Origin of the sequence: Enterobacter cloacae complex sp. IR5450, assembly GCF_049238665.1 — a bacterium.
GTDB lineage: Bacteria > Pseudomonadota > Gammaproteobacteria > Enterobacterales > Enterobacteriaceae > Enterobacter > Enterobacter hormaechei_C.
This window is the reverse complement of record NZ_JBMKIC010000006.1, coordinates 24565-46576: the sequence shown is the minus strand read 5'-3', so window position 1 is coordinate 46576 and position 22012 is coordinate 24565. Positions and strand designations below refer to the sequence as shown.

19 protein-coding genes are annotated in these 22012 nt (G+C 56.5%); 6 read left to right on the top strand and 13 right to left on the bottom strand.

What is annotated here, in order from left to right:
• The first annotated feature begins 16 nt into the window (after positions 1–16).
• Positions 17–1129, top strand: a complete 1113-nt coding sequence (locus ACOTYB_RS07255) for a mechanosensitive ion channel family protein (protein WP_220153783.1) — start codon at positions 17–19, stop codon at positions 1127–1129.
• Between the two features lie 38 nt (positions 1130–1167).
• On the opposite strand, the gene uspE is transcribed toward ACOTYB_RS07255, so the two are convergent.
• From uspE to ACOTYB_RS07225, 6 genes are all read right to left on the bottom strand, one after another.
• Positions 1168–2118 (bottom strand): universal stress protein UspE, encoded by a 951-nt coding sequence (gene uspE, locus ACOTYB_RS07250; protein ID WP_003857535.1) that lies wholly within the window; start codon positions 2116–2118, stop codon positions 1168–1170.
• Positions 2119–2255: 137 nt separating this feature from the next.
• On the bottom strand, positions 2256–3008 hold the full coding sequence (gene fnr, locus ACOTYB_RS07245) for a fumarate/nitrate reduction transcriptional regulator Fnr (RefSeq protein WP_000611906.1): 753 nt from the start codon (positions 3006–3008) through the stop codon (positions 2256–2258).
• Positions 3009–3191: 183 nt separating this feature from the next.
• Positions 3192–3707: a methylated-DNA--[protein]-cysteine S-methyltransferase gene (ogt, locus tag ACOTYB_RS07240; RefSeq protein ID WP_003857532.1), complete on the bottom strand. Its 516-nt coding sequence runs from the start codon at positions 3705–3707 to the stop codon at positions 3192–3194.
• A 9-nt stretch (positions 3708–3716) separates the two neighbouring features.
• Entirely contained in the window at positions 3717–5243 is a 1527-nt protein-coding gene (abgT, locus tag ACOTYB_RS07235; protein ID WP_023324558.1) for a p-aminobenzoyl-glutamate transporter, read from the bottom strand.
• A 44-nt stretch (positions 5244–5287) separates the two neighbouring features.
• Entirely contained in the window at positions 5288–6733 is a 1446-nt protein-coding gene (locus ACOTYB_RS07230; protein ID WP_220153784.1) for a M20 family metallopeptidase, read from the bottom strand.
• Entirely contained in the window at positions 6733–8043 is a 1311-nt protein-coding gene (locus tag ACOTYB_RS07225; protein ID WP_220153785.1) for a M20 family metallo-hydrolase, read from the bottom strand. The genes ACOTYB_RS07230 and ACOTYB_RS07225 overlap by 1 nt, the downstream gene beginning before the upstream one ends.
• Before the next feature lie 175 nt (positions 8044–8218).
• Between ACOTYB_RS07225 and ACOTYB_RS07220 the strand changes: the two genes are divergently transcribed.
• Entirely contained in the window at positions 8219–9124 is a 906-nt protein-coding gene (locus tag ACOTYB_RS07220; protein WP_003857524.1) for a LysR family transcriptional regulator, read from the top strand.
• Between the two features lie 349 nt (positions 9125–9473).
• The gene (gene smrA / locus ACOTYB_RS07215) at positions 9474–10037 is read left to right on the top strand and encodes a DNA endonuclease SmrA (RefSeq protein ID WP_409248933.1); all 564 of its coding nucleotides are present in this window, start codon (positions 9474–9476) and stop codon (positions 10035–10037) included.
• 32 nt (positions 10038–10069) lie between these two features.
• On the opposite strand, the gene tcp is transcribed toward smrA, so the two are convergent.
• Positions 10070–11731: a methyl-accepting chemotaxis citrate transducer gene (gene tcp, locus ACOTYB_RS07210; protein ID WP_050871154.1), complete on the bottom strand. Its 1662-nt coding sequence runs from the start codon at positions 11729–11731 to the stop codon at positions 10070–10072.
• A gap of 145 nt (positions 11732–11876) precedes the next feature.
• Here tcp and ACOTYB_RS07205 point away from each other — a divergent pair, with 145 nt between their 5' ends.
• Positions 11877–12743 carry an aldo/keto reductase family oxidoreductase gene (locus tag ACOTYB_RS07205; protein ID WP_045142525.1) on the top strand — a complete coding sequence of 289 codons (867 nt, stop codon included), beginning with the start codon at positions 11877–11879 and terminating at the stop codon, positions 12741–12743.
• A 46-nt stretch (positions 12744–12789) separates the two neighbouring features.
• Here the strand turns inward: ACOTYB_RS07205 and ACOTYB_RS07200 are convergent, their stop codons facing one another.
• Positions 12790–12990 (bottom strand): hypothetical protein, encoded by a 201-nt coding sequence (locus tag ACOTYB_RS07200; protein WP_003857516.1) that lies wholly within the window; start codon positions 12988–12990, stop codon positions 12790–12792.
• Between the two features lie 325 nt (positions 12991–13315).
• On the opposite strand from ACOTYB_RS07200, the gene ACOTYB_RS07195 reads away from it, so the two are divergent.
• Both ACOTYB_RS07195 and ACOTYB_RS07190 read left to right on the top strand, forming a co-directional pair.
• The gene (locus ACOTYB_RS07195) at positions 13316–13735 is read left to right on the top strand and encodes a translesion error-prone DNA polymerase V autoproteolytic subunit (RefSeq protein ID WP_220153787.1); all 420 of its coding nucleotides are present in this window, start codon (positions 13316–13318) and stop codon (positions 13733–13735) included.
• Between the two features lie 347 nt (positions 13736–14082).
• Positions 14083–16512, top strand: a complete 2430-nt coding sequence (locus ACOTYB_RS07190; RefSeq protein WP_003857512.1) for a glucose/quinate/shikimate family membrane-bound PQQ-dependent dehydrogenase — start codon at positions 14083–14085, stop codon at positions 16510–16512.
• 86 nt (positions 16513–16598) lie between these two features.
• Here the strand turns inward: ACOTYB_RS07190 and pqqF are convergent, their stop codons facing one another.
• Genes pqqF through pqqB form a run of 5 tightly spaced genes read right to left on the bottom strand, consistent with a single transcriptional unit; the run spans position 16599 to position 21966 of the window.
• Entirely contained in the window at positions 16599–18875 is a 2277-nt protein-coding gene (gene pqqF / locus ACOTYB_RS07185; protein ID WP_220153788.1) for a pyrroloquinoline quinone biosynthesis protein PqqF, read from the bottom strand.
• 5 nt (positions 18876–18880) lie between these two features.
• Positions 18881–20023 carry a pyrroloquinoline quinone biosynthesis protein PqqE gene (gene pqqE, locus ACOTYB_RS07180; protein ID WP_220153789.1) on the bottom strand — a complete coding sequence of 381 codons (1143 nt, stop codon included), beginning with the start codon at positions 20021–20023 and terminating at the stop codon, positions 18881–18883.
• Positions 20010–20288, bottom strand: a complete 279-nt coding sequence (pqqD, locus tag ACOTYB_RS07175) for a pyrroloquinoline quinone biosynthesis peptide chaperone PqqD (RefSeq protein WP_220153790.1) — start codon at positions 20286–20288, stop codon at positions 20010–20012. The genes pqqE and pqqD overlap by 14 nt, the downstream gene beginning before the upstream one ends.
• A 2-nt stretch (positions 20289–20290) precedes the next feature.
• Positions 20291–21046: a pyrroloquinoline-quinone synthase PqqC gene (pqqC, locus tag ACOTYB_RS07170; protein ID WP_003857506.1), complete on the bottom strand. Its 756-nt coding sequence runs from the start codon at positions 21044–21046 to the stop codon at positions 20291–20293.
• Between the two features lie 2 nt (positions 21047–21048).
• Positions 21049–21966, bottom strand: coding sequence for a pyrroloquinoline quinone biosynthesis protein PqqB (pqqB, locus tag ACOTYB_RS07165; protein WP_003857504.1), 918 nt, complete (start codon positions 21964–21966; stop codon positions 21049–21051).
• Positions 21967–22012: the final 46 nt, after the last annotated feature.

The window sequence follows — 22012 nt, the reverse complement described above, 5'->3', positions numbered from 1 at the left end:
AATACGAGGAGGTGTAATGCGATTTTTGTCCCGCTTCGACATCATCGAGCTGATGATGACGCCGTCTTTCTGGATCGGCGTCGCCACGGTGGTCTTTGTGACTCTGCTGGTGTACTGGCTGCTGACGCGCCTGATCGCCTTCGTTAAGAAAGGGATCACCACCTGGGGCGACAAGCACCCCAGCACCAACCGGATGCGCTGTATCCTGACGGATATGCTTAACCGCACCAGCCGCGTCCTGCTTTTTGTCGTGGCGCTGTTGTTCAGCCTGCGTTTCGTCGACTTACCGGATCATCTCTTTGGTACCGTGAGCCACGCCTGGTTCCTGGTCTTCGCTATCCAGGTGGCGCTGTGGATGGATCAGGGGGTGGTGTCGTGGCTTCGTCACGTCATGCTGGCGCCGGGAAGCCATAAAAACCCGGTGACGCTGGTGATCACGGGGCTTATCCTCCGTGCCATTGTCTGGTCAGTGATGCTGCTGTCTATTCTTGCTAACGCGGGCGTCAACATCACTGCTCTGGTTGCCAGCCTTGGGGTAGGGGGTATTGCTATCGCCCTCGCGGTGCAAACGATCCTGAGCGACGTGTTTGCATCGCTCTCCATCGGTTTTGATAAGCCGTTCGAAATCGGCGATTTTGTGGTGTTTAACGATGTCGCCGGGACGGTAGAGCACATTGGTCTGAAAACCACCCGTATCCGCAGCCTGAGCGGGGAGCAGATTGTCTGCGGGAACGCCATCCTGCTGCAACAGACGCTGCATAACTACAAGCGGATGCAAACGCGGCGGATTGTTTTTACCTTCGGGGTCGCCAGCGACACGGCGCCGGAAAAACTGCGTTCAGTGGGTGAGATGGTCAAACAGATCATTACCGACGTCGGGGAAACGAAGTTTGACCGCGCCCATTTCCTGGGCTTCGATCGCGATCGCCTGACCTTCGAGGTGGTTCATATTGTTAATACGGCGGATTACAACAAGTACATGGATATTCAGCAGGAGATCAATATTCGTATCCTGGAGGGGCTGAACCAGCAGGAGATCAAGCTGGCGCTACCGAGCATGGTTCTGCACGCGCCCTGGATGAATGCCGGCGACGAGGCATCTGCGCAACGGTTGAGCGAAGCGCAATAAAAAAAGCCCGCCGTTACCGGCGGGCTTTCATTTTGGGGTCAATCGTCTTCCTCATCGTCCAGCTCAACCGGCGTCTGATATTGATCCGGTTTGATGACCAGAAGGTCGCAGCGCAGATGGTCGATCACCTGCTCGGCGGTATTTCCCAGGAACGCGGCAGAAATACCGGTCCGGCCGATGGTGCCCAGCACCACAATCCCGGCCTGCAAATGCTCCGCCAGATCCGGAATAACCTCTTCCGGTAACCCTTTTTCTACGTGGGTCATGTTCTCATCGATACTGAATTTCTGGCGCAGCGCTTTCATGGCCAGCAGATGCTGACCGCGAATCGCGTCGTTATACACGCTCGGGTCAAATTCAGGCAGCTCGATGGCGATATTGATTGGCGTAACCGGATAGGCGCCCACCAGATGGACTTCAGTATGGTTAACCTGGTCGGCAAGCTGAAGCGTCTCCTTCACCAGTTTCTCGTTCAGCGAATTGTGATAATCCTCTTCGCTGGCCAGATTGACCGCCACGACGGCTTTCCCGCCCTCAGGCCACGGCTGATCTTTCACCATCCATACCGGACAAGGGCATTTGCGCAGCAGGTGCCAGTCTGTTGGAGTGAAAATCACGGATTCCAGTTTGTCATGCTGGTGCGCCATTTTCAGCAGCAGGTCATGCCCACCGGCCACCACTTCCTGAATAATGGCTTCGAAGGGGCGGTTGTGCCAGACTACTTTAATATCAATCGGTACGCCCGCTTCCAGGTAATACTTCGCCTGCTCGCGGATCCACGCGGTACGCTGGCTGATCACTCCCTGACGCATAGCGGTGCGCTCGTCAGGCGACAGAAGGGTGGTCATCTCGTATGAGAAGTCATAAATCGGCAAAAAGGCTTTAATTTTGCCACCAATCCGTTGATGTAAATACACAGCACGTCGTAATGCCGGCTGATCGTCCTGATTAGGATCGATAGCCACCAGCATGTTTTGATACTTTGCCATACAGGTCTCCTTACTACTGTCACCACAGTCTGTATGTAAAAGAGTAACCTATATATCTTGAATGAAACAGGGGGGAAGTTTTTGCCAGATCAATAATCATGAAAATTTATCGACCTGGCATAAGATATCCGGGAGAGTTATGCCACGTTACGTGAGTGACCCGCCAGAATGGCCAGAGCTTCACCGTTTTCGATGGTGATATACTTACCTTTAACCGCCAGCATTCCGCTCTTCTGGAAGCGACCCAGCAGACGGCTGATGGTTTCCACGGTCAGGCCCAGATAGTTACCAATATCACCGCGCGTCATGGTCAGACGGAATTCACGCGGGGAGAAGCCACGTTCCGCGAAACGGCGGGAGAGGTTATAGATAAAGGCGGCCAGACGCTCTTCGGCATTCTTCTTAGAAAGCAGCAGGATCATATCCTGATCGCCTTTGATCTCACCGCTCATCAGACGCATCATCTGCTGACGCAGGTTCGGCATCTTACCGGACAGATCGTCCAGCGTCTCAAACGGAATTTCGCAGACCATAGAGGTTTCCAGCGCCTGAGCAAAGCTCGGGTGATGGCCACTGCCGATGGCGTCAAAGCCGACTAAATCGCCTGCCAGATGGAAGCCGGTGATCTGCTCGTCGCCCTGTTCGGTAATGGTGTAGCTTTTGATGGTGCCAGAACGGATAGCATAGAGCGACTTCAGTTCGTCTCCCGCCTTAAACAGCGTCTGCCCTTTCTGAATAGGCTTTTTGCGCTCGATGATATTGTCAAGCTGATCGAGTTCGTGCTCATTCAGAGTAAACGGGATACAGAGCTGGCTGATGCTGCAATCCTGGCAATGGATAGCACAACCGCCAGACTGAATGCGTCGTATAATTCGCTTTTCCGGGATCATAGGTTTGCTCAAGCCTTAATTGATATTGGTCAATTTTAACATCTTTTTGGTAAGGACGTAAGTCTGGCAAACCCCCAATAAAGACAAGAGACGGCAGCGTGTTGCCATCTCCTTGAAATTCCACAGAATGATTAAGGATTATGAACCTAACAGGAAGAAAATTAAGCACAAAAAGCCTGGGAATTACAGCAGAAAATACCCTTCGTGACGCAGCAGCCACTCTTTGCGCTGTACGCCCCCGGCATAGCCGGTGAGGGTGCCGTTGCGCCCAATCACGCGATGGCAAGGCACCACAATGCTGACGGGGTTAGAGCCATTTGCCGCACCGACCGCGCGCGCCGCGCCGGCACGACCAAGCTGTTCTGCCAGCTGACCGTAGTGCATCACCTGCCCGCAGGGAATATTACGCAGCGCCTGCCACACCTCGCGCTGGAAAGGGGTGCCCGCCGTGGCGGTTGGCAGGGTATTAATAATGCTGAGATCGCCCTCGAAGTAGGCCGTCAGTTTATCGCTCAGCCCGCCAGGATTACGGGCAGTAACACGCTCGTATCCCTCGGCGCGATAATGGATGTTGAGCAGCTCAACCATCCGGTCGCTGTGCTCTTCCCATTCAACCGCGCGCAGATTGAACGCTTCATCCGCGATAACCCACAGCGGCCCTAGCGGCGTCGCAATCTTATCTTCGAGTAATCTCAGCATCAGTACTCCTTAGTTCAGCCTCGGGTAAACACCCGGTCCAATCGGCAGGCCGACAAGATACCACGCCACCAGCATCACCAGCCATACCCCTAAGAAGATAAGCGGATAGGGCAGAACCAGCGAATAGTAGGTACCCAGCTTAGCCTCCGGTCTGTAGCGTTGCAGGAAGCCTAAAAACAGCGGAACGAAGGGTGACACGGGCGCCAGCGGGATCACCGAGGAATCGGCGACACGGAACAGGATCTGGGCGAACGCCGGATGGAAGCCGAGCATCATAAACATGGGGACAAAGATGGGCGCCAGAATCGACCAGATAGCCGACCCGCTGGCAATAAACATGCACAGCAGGGACGACAGCAGCGCCAGGCCGACAAACGCCGGAACACCGCTCAACCCCGCCGCCTCCAGCGCGTCCGTCAGGCTCACGGCCATAAACTTGCCCATGTTGCTCCAGTTAAACATGGCGACAAACTGCGCCAGCGGGAACACCATCACGATAAAACCCGCCATCTCCTTCATCGGCTCGATCATCAGGTGCGGCAGATCTCCCTGACGGCGGATTTTGCCGGTGGCGATGCCGTACGCGAGCGAAACGACGAAGAAGAAGAGAATTATCAGCGGCACAATGCCCTGAATAAACGGCGAGGGCAGTACGGTGTGTTTGATCGGATCGCGCAGCACGCCATTCTCCGGTACCACCATCAGCGCCACCACCGCAATGAACGCCAGCGAGACGATCCCGGCTACGCGCAGGCCGAACTGCTGCTCTTTGCTCAGCGTCTCCAGCTTTTCATCGCTCCGGCCTTCCCATTTACCCAGGCGCGGCTCAATGATTTTATCGGTAATCAGACCCCCGACAATCGTCAGGACAATCACTGAACTGGCCATAAAGTACCAGTTGTCGATCACGCTGACGTGCATGGTCACATCGATGGTGCTGGCTGCCTCTGTGCTGATGCCGGAGAGCAGCACATCGGTGGTCACGATAAGCAGGTTAGCGGTAAACCCACAGCCGACGCCCGCAATCGCCGACAGCAGGCCCGCAACAGGATGACGACCAACGGCGAGGAAAATCAGCGCCCCCATCGGCGGCATGATCACCAGTGCCGCGTCGGACGAGATATGGCTGAAGAAGGCAATAAACAGCACCATATAGCTGGCATAACGCGCGCTGACGTGCGAGGCCATTTTGACCATCAGTGCGGGCAGGAGACCCACGCGCTCGGCCAGTCCCGCGCCTAACACCAGCGCCAGGATGGCGCCCAGCGGCGCAAAACCGCTGAAGTTTTTAATCACGTTCGGCAAAAACCAGTGCAACCCTTCAACGCTGAGCAGGTTTTTCACTGCCACCATGCTGCCGTCGGCCGGGCTGCGCACGCTCACCTCAAAGGCGGACAGCACGGCCGTCGCGACCATCAGGATGACAATTAAATAGATAAAAAGCAGGAAAGGGTGCGGCACTTTATTGCCGATCCTTTCAACCCAGCCATAGAGCTTACCGGATGGGGAATGCGAAGGTATGGAAGACATACTCATGGGCGTTCCTCGGGACTGTTGTTGTGTTGTTGTGTTGTGTTTTTTTATTTTAAAGGTGACGGTGTCACGCCCTGCGGGATCGGACACTCGTACGGTTTTTCTGTTATGTGTTGTTCGAACTCTTCCCGGCATTTTCGCAACAGTTCGGCATCCTGAAACAGATGCAGCGCGGTCGCGCCCATCACTTTTCCGGCCAGCAACATGCCTTTATGGGCAATAGAGGTACGCCCCTGCGCCACTAATTGCCAGGTATGCAGCGGGGTGCCCACGGTAAAACAGGGGCTAAAGCACTGTGCGACAGGCATCTTCCAGCTGACATCTCCCACATCGGTGGAGCCTGCCAGCACGTTATCGGTGATGGCGTAAGGGGCAACTTCATCCACCAGCAACGTCTCCTGATGGCGTCGGGCAAACGCTTTTCCCTCTTCGGCCCCCGTAGCGGCAATGTTTTTCAGGCTGTTTTGCAGGTCGTTTGCCGTGAGCGTAGCGCGGATTTCACGGGCAAATTCGCGTTCCTCTTCCGTCCAGGCCGGCGTGCCGTAATGCTGTAATGCGCGGTACATCGCCGCTTCGAGCGTTCGGTTCGGCAGATAGCTGGAGCAGGCTTTATCAAAGCGGCACTCGACGGTGGTTTCGGTCATCATCGCCGCGCCCTGGGCGATTTTCTCGATGCGCGCGTAGATCTGCTGCGCATCGGCCATCTCCGGGGCGCGGATCAGGTACAGCACCTCGGCCTGGGCCTGCACCACGTTAGGCGAAATTCCGCCGGTATCGGTGATGGCGTAATGAACGCGCGCTTTTTCAATGATGTGTTCGTTGAGGAAGTTTGTGCCGGTGGTCATCAACGTCACGGCATCCAGCGCGCTGCGTCCCAGATGTGGGGAGTTAGCGGCATGGGCGGCGATCCCCTTAAACCGCCAGGCGGCCTGAATATTGGCCAGCGTGCTGACGTTAAACATCCCGGCAAAGGCTTCCGGGTGCCATGTCACGGCAGCGTCCACGTCGTCAAATAATCCTTCACGCACCATAAAGGTTTTACCGGAGCCGCCTTCCTCGCCGGGACAGCCGTAAAAACGCACCGTTCCGCTGCCGCCGTGCTGTTCCAGCCAGCTTTTCACCGCCACCGCCCCGGCAAAGGCAGCCGTGCCTAAGAGGTTATGCCCGCAGCCGTGGCCGTTCGCCCCCGGGGTGGCGGATTGCGCCGTCGCGCAGTGTGCCTGCTGGCTTAGCCCGGCCAGGGCATCGTATTCGCCCAGAAGGGCGATAACGGGCTTGCCGCTGCCGTAGCTGGCAATAAAGGCGTTGGGAATGCCTCCGGCTTCCCGCGTCAGGGTAAAGCCCTCGGCTTCCAGCGCGCTGGCGAGGCGTTCGGCGGACCAGAACTCTTCAAAGCGCGTTTCGGGATGATCCCAGATGTCGTCGGCAATATCGGTAAACGTCTGACATCGCGTGTCGATGGCATCAGCGATAAAAGCGTAGTTCTCCTGCATTACACACCTCGCGTCCACGGGAAATTAAGCGCAGTTCGCGCCAGCGTTTCGATGGCAACGTTCATCACCTGCTCATCAAAATCGAATTTTTCGTTGTGATGTCCGGCGCTCAGCTGGGTGCCGAAAACCATATACGAGGCCATGCCGCCGTTCTGCTGCACGCGGGCCATCATTAGCGTGGCGTCTTCGGAGCCCGCAGGCGCTTTGACCTTATTAATGGCATGAGTCACACCGGGCACCTGGCTTGCCTGCTCGCGCAGATAATCGACCCAGGCCGGGGAAGGGACGCTGGAGGTCGCCGCCCCCATCAGGTTTATCCCGGCTGTTACGCCATAGAGCGCCGCCGCGCCGGTAATTACCGCCTGCGCGCGCTCAAAGACATACTGATTAATGGCCTCGCTTTCGCCGCGGGTTTCAACCTTAAGTAACGCATCAGCCGGAACCACGTTGCGTCCGCTGCCCGCCTGCATGACCCCGACGTTAACCCGGGACGCGCCTTCGCTGTGTGGCGCGATGCCATGCAGCGCGATAGCGGCCTGGGCAGCAGCAAGCAGGGCGTTACGGCCCTCTTCCGGTTTACCGCCAGCGTGTGCGGCGACTCCGGTATAGCGCACGTCAAATTTGGTGGTCGCCATGAAGTTATCGCTGCCGCAGATCACCGTCCCTTCCGGAACGCCGGTTCCGATATGAATGGCGGTAAAGTAGTCTACGCCGTCCAGCGCGCCTGCGGCGACCATAGCGCGCGCGCCGCGCGTACCCTCTTCGGCAGGCTGGAAGATCAGTTTGATGGTGCCGTTGAGCTGCGCTTCATGCTGCTTAAGCACCTGCGCGAGCCCCAGACCAATGGTGGTATGCCCGTCGTGGCCACAGGCGTGCATCATTCCCGGATTGCAGGAGGCAAACCCGTCGCGGAACGGGCGATGGCTGTCGTCGAGCGCTTCGCTTAAATCAAGGGCGTCCATGTCCACGCGAAACGCCAGGGTTGGGCCCGGGCGGCCGGTATTCAGGGTCGCGACAATGCCGGTGAACCCGCCCTCAAACGGCGCCAGCCATTTCTCCGGCGCGCCCTGCGCCCGGGCGCGGGCAAACTCTCGCGAAAGGGTGGCGTCATCGGGCAGTCCCATACGGCTTTCAGCGTCGACCACGTCGCGACCCATCGCCAGCTCGTAACCCAGTGAGGCGAGGATCTCCGCCACTTTTGCCGCAGTGCGAAACTCCACCCAACCGGATTCCGCGAAATGGTGGAAATCGCGACGCCATGCGCTCATTTGTGGGGCTAATGTCTGGATGTACTGCGCCAGTGCGTTCATATCTTTTCCTGTCATCATTAAAATATGTGAACTGCTTCACGCTGTGATAGTTTTTACTTATCACTAATCGTTTTTTCACAGTTTTAACCGTTCAGGAATTACCCTCGCACATCCGTTTCCATTAAAGTAGATGACAGTTTCTTTACTCTGATAAACAACGGTTATCGGTCTCGTTATGTCATTTCAGATTAAATTTCATCAAATCAGGGCGTTTGTCGAGGTGGCGCGTCAGGGCAGCATTCGCGGCGCCAGCCGGACGCTTAATCTTTCGCAGCCCGCGCTGACCAAATCCATTAAAGAGCTGGAGGAGGGTATGGCGGCCCAGCTATTTGTGCGCCGGAGTAAAGGCGTCGCGCTGACCGAGTGCGGGGAAGGGTTTTATCACCGCGCTAATTTGATTCTGGAAGAGCTGCGTGCAGCGCAGGATGACATCCGCCAGCGACAGGGCGAGCTTGCCGGACAGATCAATATTGGGATGGGAGCCAGCATTTCACGCAGCCTGATGCCAGCCGTCATTACGCGTTTTCATGCGCAGCATCCTCAGGTCAACGTCCGGATTATGGAAGGCCAGCTGGTGTCGATGATTAATGAATTACGTCAGGGTGAGCTGGACTTTACCATCAATACCTATTATCAGGGGCCGTACGATCACGAATTTACGTTTGAAAAGCTGTTCGAAAAGCCTTTTGCCGTATTTTGTCGGGCAGGACATCCGGCGACAGGGGCGACCTCAATTAATGAGCTTCTGCAATATAACTGGACAATGCCTACGCCCCGGGGAAGTTATTATAAGCAGTTGCAGGATACTTTTAATCACCGCTCTCAAATACCGCGAATTGGCGTTGTCTGTGAGACCTTTTCCTCCTGTATTAGCCTCGTCGCACAAAGCGATTTCATCAGCATTTTACCGCAGGAGTTGGGCTGCGATCCGCTTCTGGCGCACCGTCTGATAATGCTGCCGGTTGTCGAAACCCTGCCTAAAGCGGCATATTATTTAATTCAGCGTCGTGATTCTCGCCAGACACCGCTTGCCGAATCATTAATCACGCAGTTTCGAAGAGAGGCCAGGAAATTAATTTAATAAAAATAACAACAATAAAAAATAGAGTCTGCCCGACATCAGACAGACTCCACAGAACACACAGTCGTGCATCCTTTCGCGGATCCTACATGCATTATCCATTGGGCAGGTTTATTAAGTTATAACAGCTTTTTCTTAAAAGAGAAGGACGTTGAGTGATTGATTTCACGATTTTTTAACGTAATTTATTTAATTAATTACGGCTGAAATTTAAGTTAATGTTAGATTAAATTCATTGCGTCTGCGATTATCTGTTCCTTAAGCCATTATTTGTACCCGTGCCCGGGTTATTGAGACCCGCAACGGGCGCAGGTATAGTACATCACTCAGATGTAGCCGGAGGATTTCCATGAACCCTGACGACAAATCACTTTTTCTTGACGCCATGGAGGATGTCCAGCCGCTCAAACGCTGCGCGGATATTCACTGGCAGCAGAGCCGCAACACGCGGGCGCGTCAGGAAATAGATACTGAGCAGCTCGATAACTTTCTGACGCTGGGGTTTCTGGAACTGTTGCCCCTTGACGAGCCGCTGATGTTCCAGCGTGAAGGGGGACAGCAGGGGGTATTTGATAAGCTGCGTTCCGGCAAATATTCCCGTCAGGCCAGCTTAACGCTGTTACGCCAGCCTGCGGAGCAATGCCGCCAGCTGGTCTATTCCTTTATTCGCCAGGCCGGACGTGACGGGCTACGCAACCTGATCATCGTGCATGGTAAAGGGCGTGAACAGCAGTCGCACCCTAACGTAGTGCGCAGCTATCTTGCGCGCTGGTTGACCGAGTTTGACGAAGTACAGGCCTTTTGCGAAGCGCAGCCGCATCACGGCGGCAGCGGAGCATGCTATGTCTCGTTGCGTAAATCAGAGGATGCGAAGCGAGATAACTGGGAACGCCACGCCAAGCGCAGCCGCTAATCAGGAAGGCGGGCGAGATGCCCGCCTGTCACTCAGAAGGTTTCCCAGTTCGCGTCAGCTGTATTCGCGCCTGCCGCTGACGGGCGCAGCAGTACGGGCGTTTTCACGTTTTTAGGGCGAGCCGCCGGCGATGCCTGAGCGTTCAGCCGGAATGCCGCCACGGCCTGACGCAGCTGTTCAGACTGATCTTCCAGCGCCGCCGCCGCCGTTGCCGACTCCTGTACCAGCGCGGCGTTTTGCTGCGTGACGCTGTCCATCTGCGAGACCGCCAGGCTGACCTGCTCTATACCGCGGCTCTGCTCGTCAGACGCCGAGGAAATCTCAGCCATAATATCGGTTACGCGCGTCACGGCCGCGACGATCTCTTTCATGGTCGCACCCGCCTCGCTCACCTGTTCCGAGCCGGTATTCACCCGGCTGACAGAGTTCTCGATAAGCCCTTTGATCTCTTTTGCCGCCTGCGCGCTGCGGCTGGCCAGCGTCCGTACTTCACCTGCCACGACCGCAAAGCCGCGACCTTGTTCCCCGGCACGGGCGGCTTCAACCGCCGCGTTGAGCGCCAGAATATTAGTCTGGAAGGCAATGCTATCGATAACGCCGGTGATATGCGCAATTTGCTGAGAACTGTCGGCAATGTCATTCATGGTACGCACCACGTTATCCACCACCTGACCGCCGCGTGCGGCGGTTTCAGACGCATTCTTCGCCAGCAGCGTCGCCTGGCGGGCGTTATCCGAGTTCTGTTTCACCGTGGCTGTCAGCTCTTCCATGCTGGCGGCGGTCTCTTCCAGCGAGGCTGCCTGCTGCTCGGTTCGGGCGGAAAGGTCGTTACTTCCGGCGGCAATTTCTCCTGCGCCCGTGTAGATAGAATCTGTGCTGCCGCGCACGGCGCTGACGGTGCTCACCAGCGACTGCTGCATCTCGTGCAGACCAGCAGCCAGCTGGCCCATCTCGTTGCGCCCGGTAATCGCGACATTTTGCGTCAGATCGCCGCTCGCGATGGTGCGAATATGGTTCATGATGGCGTTGAGCGGTTTCAGGAGCAGGTGCTGTAAACCCTGCCAGATCACCACCAGCACGGCGATCACGGTCAGGAAGATCGCCGCCAGCGTCCACTGCATCTGGGTAAAGCTGCTCTGGTTCTCTTCGGCGGCGGCTTTCAGCAGAACGTTGTTTTCAGCGCGCCAGCGGGTATAGACCGCCTCCATCTCATCCTGCGCCTGCTGGGCGTCCAGGTCGCCATAGGCCTGATAGTTATCTGCGCGCAGATACTCAATGGACAAGCGCATCACCTCGTGCATTTGCTTCCAGGCTTTCTGCATCTCTTCGGTGAGCGCGGCATGCTGGCCCTTCACCTGCGGAATAGCCTGCCAGTTTTTGTAATAGTCTTCGGCTTTGGCCAGCGAACCGTTGGCGGTGCCCAGCAGCGTGTTGATCGCCGCGAGAGAGGCCGGATCGCGCTGGTTTTTCAGGTAGCGGATCGCCACGCGGGTAACGGTAACGCGCGTTTTCACCAGCGTGTTAACGCTGTCGCTCAGGCTTTCCTGTTGGGCATTGAGTAACCCGGAGTTCTGAAAGTTGTGACGATCGTTGTTAACGGCAGAGTAGAACAACCCTCCCGTGACAACTTGCAGCAGACAGAATATGGTGAGGGCAAAGATAATACCGGTAATCACGTGCAGATTTTTCAGCATGGCGGTCATCCGTAAGAGAAGAGGCAGGGTTACATCAATACTATCGTCGTAGCGAATTTAAACTTTAATTTTACTATTGCTTAACTAATGGTTTCGTTGCGGAACCTGTTGTAAATCCGGATCATTTTTTATGAGGAAGGTCAGCATGAGCAGCATAGATAAAAGCGGAACGTTCACGCTCGGAACGCGTACGGTTAAACGATTTGGCTATGGCGCGATGCAGCTTGCCGGGCCTGGCGTTTTTGGTCCGCCAAAAGATAAAAATGCGGCGCTGGCGGTGCTGCGTGAAGCGGTGGCGTCGGGTGTGAATCACATTGATACCAGCGATTTTTACGGACCTCATGTGACCAACCAGCTTATCTGCGAGGCGCTTCATCCGTACCGGGACGACCTTACGATTGTGACCAAGATCGGAGCCCGACGCGGCGAGGATGCCTCCTGGCTGCCGGCGTTTTCCGCGCAGGAGCTGACGCAGGCGGTGCATGATAACCTGCGTAACCTGAAGCGGGATGTGCTGGACGTGGTTAACCTGCGGATCATGTTTAGCGCCCACGGACCGGCGGAAGGCTCGATTGCCGCGCCGCTGAGCACCCTTGCGGAGCTGCAACAGCAGGGGCTGGTTCGTCATATTGGGCTGAGCAACGTCACCGCTTCGCAGGTTGCTGAAGCGCAGAAGATGGTTTCCGTGGTGTGCGTACAGAACATGTACAACGTTGTGAATCGCGGTGACGATGCGCTGGTTGATTCGCTGGCGCAGCAGGGGATTGCCTGGGTGCCGTTCTTCCCGCTGGGTGGTTTCACGCCACTGCAATCTTCCGGACTACAGGCGGTGGCGGATTCACTGGGCGCGACGCCGATGCAGGTGGCGCTGGCATGGCTGCTGCAACGCTCGCCAAATATCCTCTTGATCCCGGGAACCTCATCGGTGGCGCATCTGCGTGAAAACCTGGCGGCAGCCGATCTGGTATTGCCGCCTGAGGCGCTGGAGACGTTAAATTCTCTGGTGGGGTAATCCCGATACCAGCAAAAGCCCGGAGGATTTTTCGGGCTTTTGCTGTTTATGATCCAATCTGACTTCTTTGGCGGTGAAGCGCTAACGCTTCTGCCACGATTTCCTGCTTACTTTTCCGTGTTTCATACGCAGTAATGCGGATGTACTCCATCAGCGCAGGATCGATGCGCGCGCTTAACATCCTGAGTTCGGCCTCCTTTGCGACACCGCGAGCAACACGCTTATCGGGATAATCGCGGGCGGGCATAGAAAACGTCCTCCAAAAATTGTCTTGTTAATTTGTGCTGTAAAATATGCGCTAGTCTAAATATAAAGTCAACGTATAGTGTATGTGGGGTGATTTGTGGTTACTTTGTTTTGTTTTTATAGTCATTTGAAAGTCATTACGTAGTGATGTTTTATGACGCGTTACGCTTGTCTGTGCGTAAAAATTTACAAAACAAATAATCTTCATTGCTATAGGGGGTTATAAGCGAAGCGGTTAAGGCGTAGCCAGCCGCTTACGCTGACATGGCTTGATCGATACCTCAGTTAAAACTACTGTATATAAAAACAGTATGGAGGTGTTTATCATGATCTTTTTCAGACCCGCAGAGTTGCGTGAAATCGTTGCTATTCCACTTTTCAGCGACTTAGTACAGTGCGGCTTCCCCAGCCCGGCAGCGGATTATGTAGAGCGGCGTATCGATTTAAACGAGTTATTAGTGGCCCATCCCAGCTCCACTTACTTTGTCAAAGCCGCCGGTGACTCGATGATAGAAGGGGGGATCAATAACGGTGATTTGCTGGTGGTGGACAGTTCCCGCAAGCCTGAGCATGGCGATATCGTGATTGCGGCGGTAGAGGGCGAATTTACCGTGAAGCGCCTCCAGCTGCGTCCCAATATTCAACTCAACCCCATGAACAGCGCCTATTCACCGATTATTGTCGGCAACGACGATACGCTCGATATCTTTGGTGTAGTGACGTATATCGTGAAATCCGCGAGCTGATCGTGTTTGTGAAGCTTAATTAATAGGCAATAAGTTAATTCTCATCATGCAAAAATCTTACGTCACCTGAGCTGTCTTGTCGGCAAACCTGATATTCATCGCATAAGCCGGAACTTGCTGGTCAAATATTCTGGTATTGGCGAATTACAGAGTGATATCCCATTTTTTTTATTTTGTTATGTTCCTGCACTTTAGTGAGTTTTCTTTTCTTCCGACAGAATACATTTTGTCTACATTATAATTTTAATTTATGATTCGCACACGAACAATTGATGTTACGCAGGGTTTTAGCATCGTGGCAGTCAATAAAACCCTGCTGTTATAAAGTAATCAGGAGATTCATTTTTATGTCAGACAATAATCCCCGCTCATCCGGCTGGTTAGGCCCGTGGTGCCTGCTGGTGGGTGTGATACTTCTTGTAACGGGGCTCTTTTTTGCTATCGGCGGTTTTAAACTGGTTTCCCTGGGGGGGAGTTGGTATTTTCTCATCGCCGGGGTTATCACTCTGCTCTCTGCGATTCAGTTCTTCCGCCGCAAGTCCTCTGCCGTGGGGCTGTTTGCCCTGGTGTTTCTTGGCACCCTGATTTGGGCATTTTTCGATGCCGGGCTCGACTTCTGGCCGCTGGTTTCCCGTTTAATGGTACCCGCCGGGCTGATGGTGCTGGCAGCTGCCACCTGGCCTGCATTGCGTAAACGTGAAGGAAAACCGTCCTGCGCAAAAGGGGCCCTGGGGGTCTGCGCGGTCCTTATTATTGCCATGGGCGTCACCTTTGTTCAGATGTTTCAACCCCATCCGACCGTGCCGTTTAGCGGTGAAAAACGTCCGCTGGTACCGGTAAAAGATGATGCGAAACAGCAGAACTGGGATCACTACGGTAATACGGCCGGCGGTAGTCGCTTTGTGGCGCTGGACCAGATAACCCGTGACAACGTGAAAAACCTGAAACCGGTCTGGACCTACCATACCGGTGACGTACCGGAAAGTCCGGACGGCAATGGCGCAGAAGATCAGCAAACGCCGCTACAGGTTGGCGATCGTGTCTTCCTCTGTACGCCGCATAACAACGTGATCGCCGTGGATGCCGATAGTGGGAAAGAGATCTGGAAAGCGGAAATCAACGCCAAATCTGCAATCTGGATGCGCTGCCGTGGCCTGGCATACTTTGATGCCACCAAACCGCTGGCACAGCCAACGGTAGCGGGCTCCACGCCGGTTCTGCCAGCGCAGGTCGCACCGGGCGCTGCATGCCAGCGCCGTATCCTGATGAATACTATTGACGGTAAGCTGATCGCGTTAGACGCCGATAACGGCAAATTCTGCCCGGACTTCGGTACTAACGGCAGCGTTAACCTGCATGAAGGGATGGGCGACGCGTCAGATCCCACCTACGTGCTGACGTCGGCCCCGACGCTGGCGGGTACGACGGTTGTCGTTGGTGGCCGCGTTGCGGATAACGTCAGCACCGATATGCCGGGAGGCGTTATACGTGGTTATGACGTGATCACCGGCCAGCTGCGCTGGGCGTTCGACCCGCGTAATCCGGATCCGAACTATGTTCTGAAGCCGGGCGAACACTACAAACGTAGCTCTGCAAACTCCTGGGCCCCTATGTCCTGGGATGCGTCGATGAATACCGTGTTTATCCCGATGGGGAGTTCCTCCGTCGACCTGTGGGGCGCTGACCGTATTCCGGAAGATCATAAATACGCCACCTCAATCCTCGCGCTGGATGCGACTACCGGGAAAGAGAAGTGGGTATACCAGACCGTGCATAACGACCTCTGGGATTTCGATATCCCGATGCAGCCGAGCCTGGTTGATTTCCCGACAAAAGAGGGCAACAAGCCCGCGGTGGTGGTGGGCACCAAAGCGGGGCAAATTTATGTTCTTGATCGCCTGACGGGTAAACCGCTCACTGAAGTGAAAGAGGTTCCGGTAAAACCAGCGGATATTCCACGTGAACAGTACCCGGCAACGCAGCCGCGCTCTGTGGGGATGCCGCAGATTGGCGCGGAAACCCTGAAAGAATCGGATATGTGGGGGGCGACGCCGTTTGACCAGCTGGCCTGTCGTATCAGCTTCAAATCAATGCGTTATGACGGTCTGTACACGATGCCGGGGACCGATATTTCCCTGAGCTTCCCGGGCTCGCTGGGGGGAATGAACTGGGGTAGTCTGTCCACGGATCCGAACAACCAGTACATCTTCGTCAACGACATGCGTCTGGGTCTGTGGGTCCAGCTGATTAAACAAGATCCGCAAAGCGCAGTGGCAAACACGGGCGGTGAAGCCGTGAACGCCGGTATGGGCGCTGTTCCGATGAAAGGAACGCCGTATTCGGTCAACAAAAACCGTTTCATGTCACCGCTGGGTATTCCGTGCCAGAAACCACCGTTTGGCTCTCTCTCTGCGATTGACCTGAAAACACAGAAAATCGTCTGGCAGGTGCCGGTCGGTACCGTTCAGGATACCGGTCCGTTTGGGGTAAAAATGCGTATGCAGATGCCTGTCGGTATGCCGACGCTGGGCGGTACGCTGGCCACGCAGGGCGGTCTGGTCTTCATTGCGGGAACCCAGGATTACTACCTGCGCGCCTTTGATTCCTCTACGGGGGAAGAAGTGTGGAAAGCGCGTCTCCCGGTGGGTAGCCAGGGCGGACCTATCAGCTATGTATCACCGAAAACCGGCAAACAGTACATTCTGATCTCTGCTGGCGGTGCACGCCAGTCGCCGGATCGTGGTGACTACGTGATTGCCTACGCGCTGGATAAATAACAGCGAAATAAGCAGCCTGGCCCCGTCGTAGTACGGGGCTTTTTTTTGACTAAAAACCACGCACAGGAAGAAAGCTGCGGTTCCGGTCAGCCCGTGAAAAGCACCCGCCAGCGACGGCGACGGCGAGTCATCTCGCGCCATAGCGCGACTATCTCGTCAGGTTGCAGGGCATCAATAGCCTGCGGCGTTAACACCGGCAAACCATAGCGCTGGCGCAGGGCGGCCACTGCCGTGGCGCTGGCATCCATCGGTGAGCGGATCTGCGTCGCCAGCTGCTGTCGCAATAGGCTGAACTCGGATTCATCGCACAGCGTCAGCTCTCGCAAAAATCGTTTGCAGCAACCCAACAGGTTCACGGGAGAACGATCAGGCGACTGTAACGCCAGCAGCAGGCCATCGCGATCGGCAATACGCTGATAACGACAGCTGACCACGTAGCCAATCTGCTGTTCCACGCGCAGGCGCTGGAAAAATCGCGGTTCGCAGCATAACGCCAGCAGCCGCAGCGCGGCGAGCGACGCACCCGGCGGCAGGGGAATAAACACCAGCAGCGCCGAATCCGCGCTGGCGTGCGGAATGTGTTCGACCCCGCCGGGACAATCGCTTAACGGCAACGGCTTAGCGTTAACCGGCGCCCGGAGCAGGCCAAGCTGCCGGGCTAACCCGTGCGCGTGTCCGGCGCTGCCGCCAGCTAACGCCGCCAGCCAGCCATTCCGTGACGGTTCCGATGCCAGTCGTTCAGGCAATTGCTTAAGCAACTGACGGATCGCAATGCCATCTGGCGCAGGCGTAATAGCCGGTGTGGGGCGGGAGAGGCGATCGATTATCGCCCCGATGATGGGTTCCGCCATCACCACGGCGTCAGGAAGCCGCAGGGTTAGCTGCCAGCTACCGTCAACCGTTTGCCACTCGCCGCTGCCGCCGATATGGCGCATTTCAGCCAGAAGAGGGCGTAATTGTTTGCCGATCGCCACCCCCTGTGACTCGCTTACGCGCGAATAAAAAGGCTTGCGGAGGATCAACGTCGGCGGTTGTACCTGCGCCGGTAAATGCAGCAGCGGAACGGCTTCTGGCGTCAGGGCTGGGGCAGAATATTGGGCAGCCTGCGGGTAGAAGGAAAACGCGATGGGGCTCTCATCCGCAACCGGCTGGCGACGCCAGTGGCTAAGCGGCAGGGCAAATCCCTGGCTGGAAATTGTCCCGGCGGCTTCCATTTTTTTGCAGGCCAGATATGAGGTGGGCGCCGCCAGTAAGTCGGCACAGAAGGCGGAAAAATCAACCGGCGCCGCGCCGGGCGCAAAACCAAACGCCCGCTGGCGAAGCTGGTCAAGGGCCGACAGGGCGCTAAAGCGCTGCTGTGCCAGCCGATAATAATGCCGCTGTTGCTCTTGCGTCGTTTGCTGTAGGGCCCGCAGCCAGCGCGTGATTTGCGCGTCTATGGCCTCGGGCCGTTCGCCGTCAAGCGTTAGCGCCAGCCAGCCGTAATCGTCATCCTGATAAAGCCAGTCCAGCGATACCTCTTCTGCCAGCCCGCGCGCCCGCAGCCCGTCAATCAGGCTTCCGGGGGCCTCGTCCAGCAAAAATTCCCGAAGCAAGGTGACGTTGTCACTTTTTCGGATCAACGGACAGTGCCACAGCGCGGGTCGCTCCGTCACTGCCAGCTGATAATCTGCTTCAGCGCTAAGGCGTAACGGGGGGGCGGCTTCAGGCACGCCACCTGAAGCAAAACCTGTCGCAAACGTATGGGCAAGCTCGGCTAACGCATCCAGCGTTTGCGGTCCCTGTAGCCACAATTGCAGGTGTCCGGCCACATAATAGCGGCGATGAAAGTCGCGCAACGCGGCGTGCAGCGATCCCGTGTCTTGCCCCAGAGAATCATGGCTACCCACCTGAAAACGGCGAAAAACCTCCGGTTGTTCCATCGCGTGGCGCGCCGCGGCTTCGCGCCGGGCGGCATCATGCTGCTGGATAAGCCGGTTTTCCGCATCAATGACCGCCACTTCGCGCTGGATGTCCAGCCGGGAAAGCAGCGGCGCCTGCAACATATCCCGCAGTCGCGCGACGCCGTCGGACAGGTTTTCGGCGGCAACCTCGAAGAAAAAAGCGCTGTGGCGAGCCAGCGTGGTGGCATTGACGTTGCCGCCCTGCCGCTGGACCCAGGCCATGAGTCGATCATCGCCCCGATAGCGCTGGCTACCGCGGAACAGCAGGTGCTCAAGCAAATGCGCAAGACCGGCGAAGCGTGGTGGCTCGTGATGGCTTCCGGCACTCACGCGCGCCAGCGCCGCCGCGCGTGTCGCCTGCGGCTGATGCACCAGCGTTGCGCGTAAACCGCCTGCCAGTTCCACGATGCGGATGGTCATTATCGTTACAGTTCCCGGGTTTTATAGATAAGCTGAGAACGGGTTCGGTTGCGAAACTGAAGCTGACCGATCTTCATATCACTACAGGCTGCTTCGCGTCGCGCCTCGATGATTTTATGATGATGCGGCGATTTGCTGCACACCGGATCGGCGTTATCCGCATTCCCGGTGAGCATAAAGGCCTGGCAGCGGCAGCCGCCGAAGTCTTTCTCTTTTTCATCGCAGGAGCGGCACGGCTCCGGCATCCAGTCAAACCCGCGATAGCGGTTGAAGCCGAAAGAGTCATACCAGATGGATTCCAGACTCTGCTCAAGCACCGACGGGAAATCCACCGGCAGCTGGCGCGCGCTGTGGCAGGGCAGCGCCGTGCCTTCCGGGGTCACGCTGAGGAAAATCGACCCCCAGCCGCCCATACAGCCTTTTGGCCGCTCTTCGTAATAATCGGGGGTGACGAACAGCAGGTTGGTCAGATTGCCGCTGGCGGCCATTTTTTGCCGATATTCGGCAACCACGCGTTCCGCGCGGGCAATCTGTTCCCGCGTCGGCAGAAGCCCCTGACGATTAAGGAACGCCCAACCGTAGAACTGGCAGGTGGCAAGTTCGACGTCGTCGGCGTCCAGCTCGATGCACAGTTCGATGATTTTATCGATCTGATCGATATTATGCCGGTGCAGGACGAAATTCAGCACCATCGGGTAATCGCGCGCTTTAACCGCTTTGGCCATCGCCAGCTTCTGCTGGAAGGCTTTTTTATTCCCCGCCAGCGCAGCGTTGAGCACTTCATCGCTGGCCTGGAAGCTAATCTGGATATGGTCCAGACCGGCCTCGCTGAATGCGTCGAGCTTGCTTTCCGTCAGGCCAATTCCCGAGGTGATCAGGTTGGTATAAAAACCGAGATCGCGGGCGGCGCGGATCAGCTCCGGCAGATCCTTACGCGTCAACGGTTCGCCGCCGGAAAAACCTATCTGCACGCTGCCCATCGCCCGCGCCTGGCGGAAAACCTCAATCCACTGTTCAGTGGTCAGCTCCTGATCCTGCCGGGCGAAGTCCAGCGGGTTAGAGCAGTAAGGACACTGTAGCGGACAGCGATAGGTCAGCTCCGCCAGCAGCCACAGCGGTGGATTGACGGCAGGTTTATTCTGGCTCACGGAAAATAATCCACTTCTGTTGATAAGCAATTTGCAGGAATTCTACGACGTCGTAATCCACGCCGCCGGCTTCCGGGAACCGTTCGTTGAGTATGGCAATGATGGCCGCCGCGTCGCGTTGGCCATCGACCAGTTCGAGGATCGCGGCGGCGGTCTCATTGAGTTTAGCCATGCCTTCCGGATAGAGGATGACATGGCTGTCCTGAGCGGCTTCCCATTGCAGGCGATAGCCGCGACGAAAGGCGACGATGGAGTTTTTTTGCATGCTTATACCAGTCGGGTTGTGTGCCAGGCCGCTTTGTCGGTGACCGTGTGATAAGGCGGACGCTGTAGCGCGTAGGCCATGGTCATCGCGTCGAGCATCGACCACAGGATATCGAGTTTGAACTGAAGGATCTCCAGCATCCGATTCTGCTTTTCCGCGCTATCGCAATAACGCTTCGCCAGCTCCAGACCATGTTCAACGTCGCGGCTGGCCTGGCTGAGGCGGCTGCGGAAATAAAAATAGCCTTCCTCTTTGATCCACGGGTAGTGCTGTGGCCAGCTGTCGAGACGCGACTGATGGATTTGCGGGGCGAACAGTTCGGTGAGCGAACTGCATGCAGCCTCCTGCCAGTTGGCGCGGCGGGCGAAGTTAACGTAAGCGTCGACGGCGAAACGGACGCCGGGCAGCACGTGGCGTTCGCTGATTAAGTCCTCGCGGCTGAGCCCCACGGCTTCGCCCAGCTGTAGCCAGGCTTCGATACCGCCGTCATGACCGTTGCTGCCGTCGTGATCGAGGATCCGCTGCACCCATTTGCGACGCGTGTGCGGATCCGGGCAGTTCGCCATAATTGCCGCGTCTTTCAGTGGGATCGTCGTCTGGTAGTAAAACCGGTTCGCCACCCAGCCCTGGATCTGCTCGCGGCTGGCCTCGCCGTTATGCATCGCGATATGGTACGGATGGTGAATATGATAGTAGGCGCCTTTCGCCCGAAGGGCGTGCTCAAACTCTTGCGGCGAGAGCGTTTCGCGAATGTGCATAGTTAGTCCTGAAGCGTGATGTTCATCCCGTCCCAGCTCACTTCTATTCCCTGCTGCGCAAGGGCGTGACGCTGCGGCGACTGCTCGTTAAGGATCGGGTTGGTGTTATTAATGTGGATCAGAATCTTGCGCTTTGCCGGCAGCGAGGCCAGCAGCGCCATCATGCCGTGTTCATCGCCGAGCGCCAGATGGCCCATGTCGCGGCCGGTATTGCGCCCGACGCCGGTGGCCTGGAGTTCATCGTCCTGCCAGACGGTGCCGTCAATCAGCAGACAGTCCGCCTTTTTGAGCCACGGCAGGATAGCGTCATCGGGTTCACCGAGACCCGGCGCGTAGAACAGCGTCTGACCGTTGCGGCGGTTTTCGATAAACAGCGCCACGTTATGCCCCGGCAGCGGGCGGTCGCGCCACGGCGAATAGGGCGGTGCGTTACTGGCGATGGGGACAGCGGTAAACTGCAAATCAGGGCAGGCTTCCACGCTAAAGGCGGTGAGCGGCGCAATCGGGTGATGAATAAGGCCGCCGTTCCAGTGCCGGAGCATGGTAAAAATCGGGAATCCGCTGGAAAGATCTTCATGCACCTCCGGCGTACACCATACCTGATGTGGGCACCCTTCGCGCAGGCTGAGCAGCCCGGTGGTGTGGTCAATCTGGCTATCGGTGAGAATAATGCCGCCAATATGCGTGCCGCGCAGAACCTCTTTCTTATTCAGTTCTGGCGTATGGGCAATCTGCTGGCTGATATCGGGGGAGGCGTTACACAGCACCCACTCTTTGCCGTTATCACTGACGATGATCGACGACTGGGTGCGAGGGGTCGCCTGAAGGGTACCGTCGCGCAAACCCTGACAGTTGGCGCAGTTACAGTTCCACTGGGGGAAACCACCGCCAGCGGCGGAACCGAGGACTTTAATAAACATGAAGATGGGCCAGGTAGTCAAACAAAAATGCCCGCACGGATGGCGG

Excerpts from the sequence above, each read along its gene's own strand:
- ACOTYB_RS07255 (WP_220153783.1), top strand. The coding sequence starts at position 17 with ATGCGATTTTTGTCCCGCTTCGACATCATCGAGCTGATGATGACGCCG.
- uspE (WP_003857535.1), bottom strand. The coding sequence starts at position 2,118 with ATGGCAAAGTATCAAAACATGCTGGTGGCTATCGATCCTAATCAGGAC.
- fnr (WP_000611906.1), bottom strand. The coding sequence starts at position 3,008 with ATGATCCCGGAAAAGCGAATTATACGACGCATTCAGTCTGGCGGTTGT.
- ogt (WP_003857532.1), bottom strand. The coding sequence starts at position 3,707 with ATGCTGAGATTACTCGAAGATAAGATTGCGACGCCGCTAGGGCCGCTG.
- abgT (WP_023324558.1), bottom strand. The coding sequence starts at position 5,243 with ATGAGTATGTCTTCCATACCTTCGCATTCCCCATCCGGTAAGCTCTAT.
- ACOTYB_RS07230 (WP_220153784.1), bottom strand. The coding sequence starts at position 6,733 with ATGCAGGAGAACTACGCTTTTATCGCTGATGCCATCGACACGCGATGT.
- ACOTYB_RS07225 (WP_220153785.1), bottom strand. The coding sequence starts at position 8,043 with ATGAACGCACTGGCGCAGTACATCCAGACATTAGCCCCACAAATGAGC.
- ACOTYB_RS07220 (WP_003857524.1), top strand. The coding sequence starts at position 8,219 with ATGTCATTTCAGATTAAATTTCATCAAATCAGGGCGTTTGTCGAGGTG.
- smrA (WP_409248933.1), top strand. The coding sequence starts at position 9,474 with ATGAACCCTGACGACAAATCACTTTTTCTTGACGCCATGGAGGATGTC.
- tcp (WP_050871154.1), bottom strand. The coding sequence starts at position 11,731 with ATGCTGAAAAATCTGCACGTGATTACCGGTATTATCTTTGCCCTCACC.
- ACOTYB_RS07205 (WP_045142525.1), top strand. The coding sequence starts at position 11,877 with ATGAGCAGCATAGATAAAAGCGGAACGTTCACGCTCGGAACGCGTACG.
- ACOTYB_RS07200 (WP_003857516.1), bottom strand. The coding sequence starts at position 12,990 with ATGCCCGCCCGCGATTATCCCGATAAGCGTGTTGCTCGCGGTGTCGCA.
- ACOTYB_RS07195 (WP_220153787.1), top strand. The coding sequence starts at position 13,316 with ATGATCTTTTTCAGACCCGCAGAGTTGCGTGAAATCGTTGCTATTCCA.
- ACOTYB_RS07190 (WP_003857512.1), top strand. The coding sequence starts at position 14,083 with ATGTCAGACAATAATCCCCGCTCATCCGGCTGGTTAGGCCCGTGGTGC.
- pqqF (WP_220153788.1), bottom strand. The coding sequence starts at position 18,875 with ATGACCATCCGCATCGTGGAACTGGCAGGCGGTTTACGCGCAACGCTG.
- pqqD (WP_220153790.1), bottom strand. The coding sequence starts at position 20,288 with ATGCAAAAAAACTCCATCGTCGCCTTTCGTCGCGGCTATCGCCTGCAA.
- pqqC (WP_003857506.1), bottom strand. The coding sequence starts at position 21,046 with ATGCACATTCGCGAAACGCTCTCGCCGCAAGAGTTTGAGCACGCCCTT.
- pqqB (WP_003857504.1), bottom strand. The coding sequence starts at position 21,966 with ATGTTTATTAAAGTCCTCGGTTCCGCCGCTGGCGGTGGTTTCCCCCAG.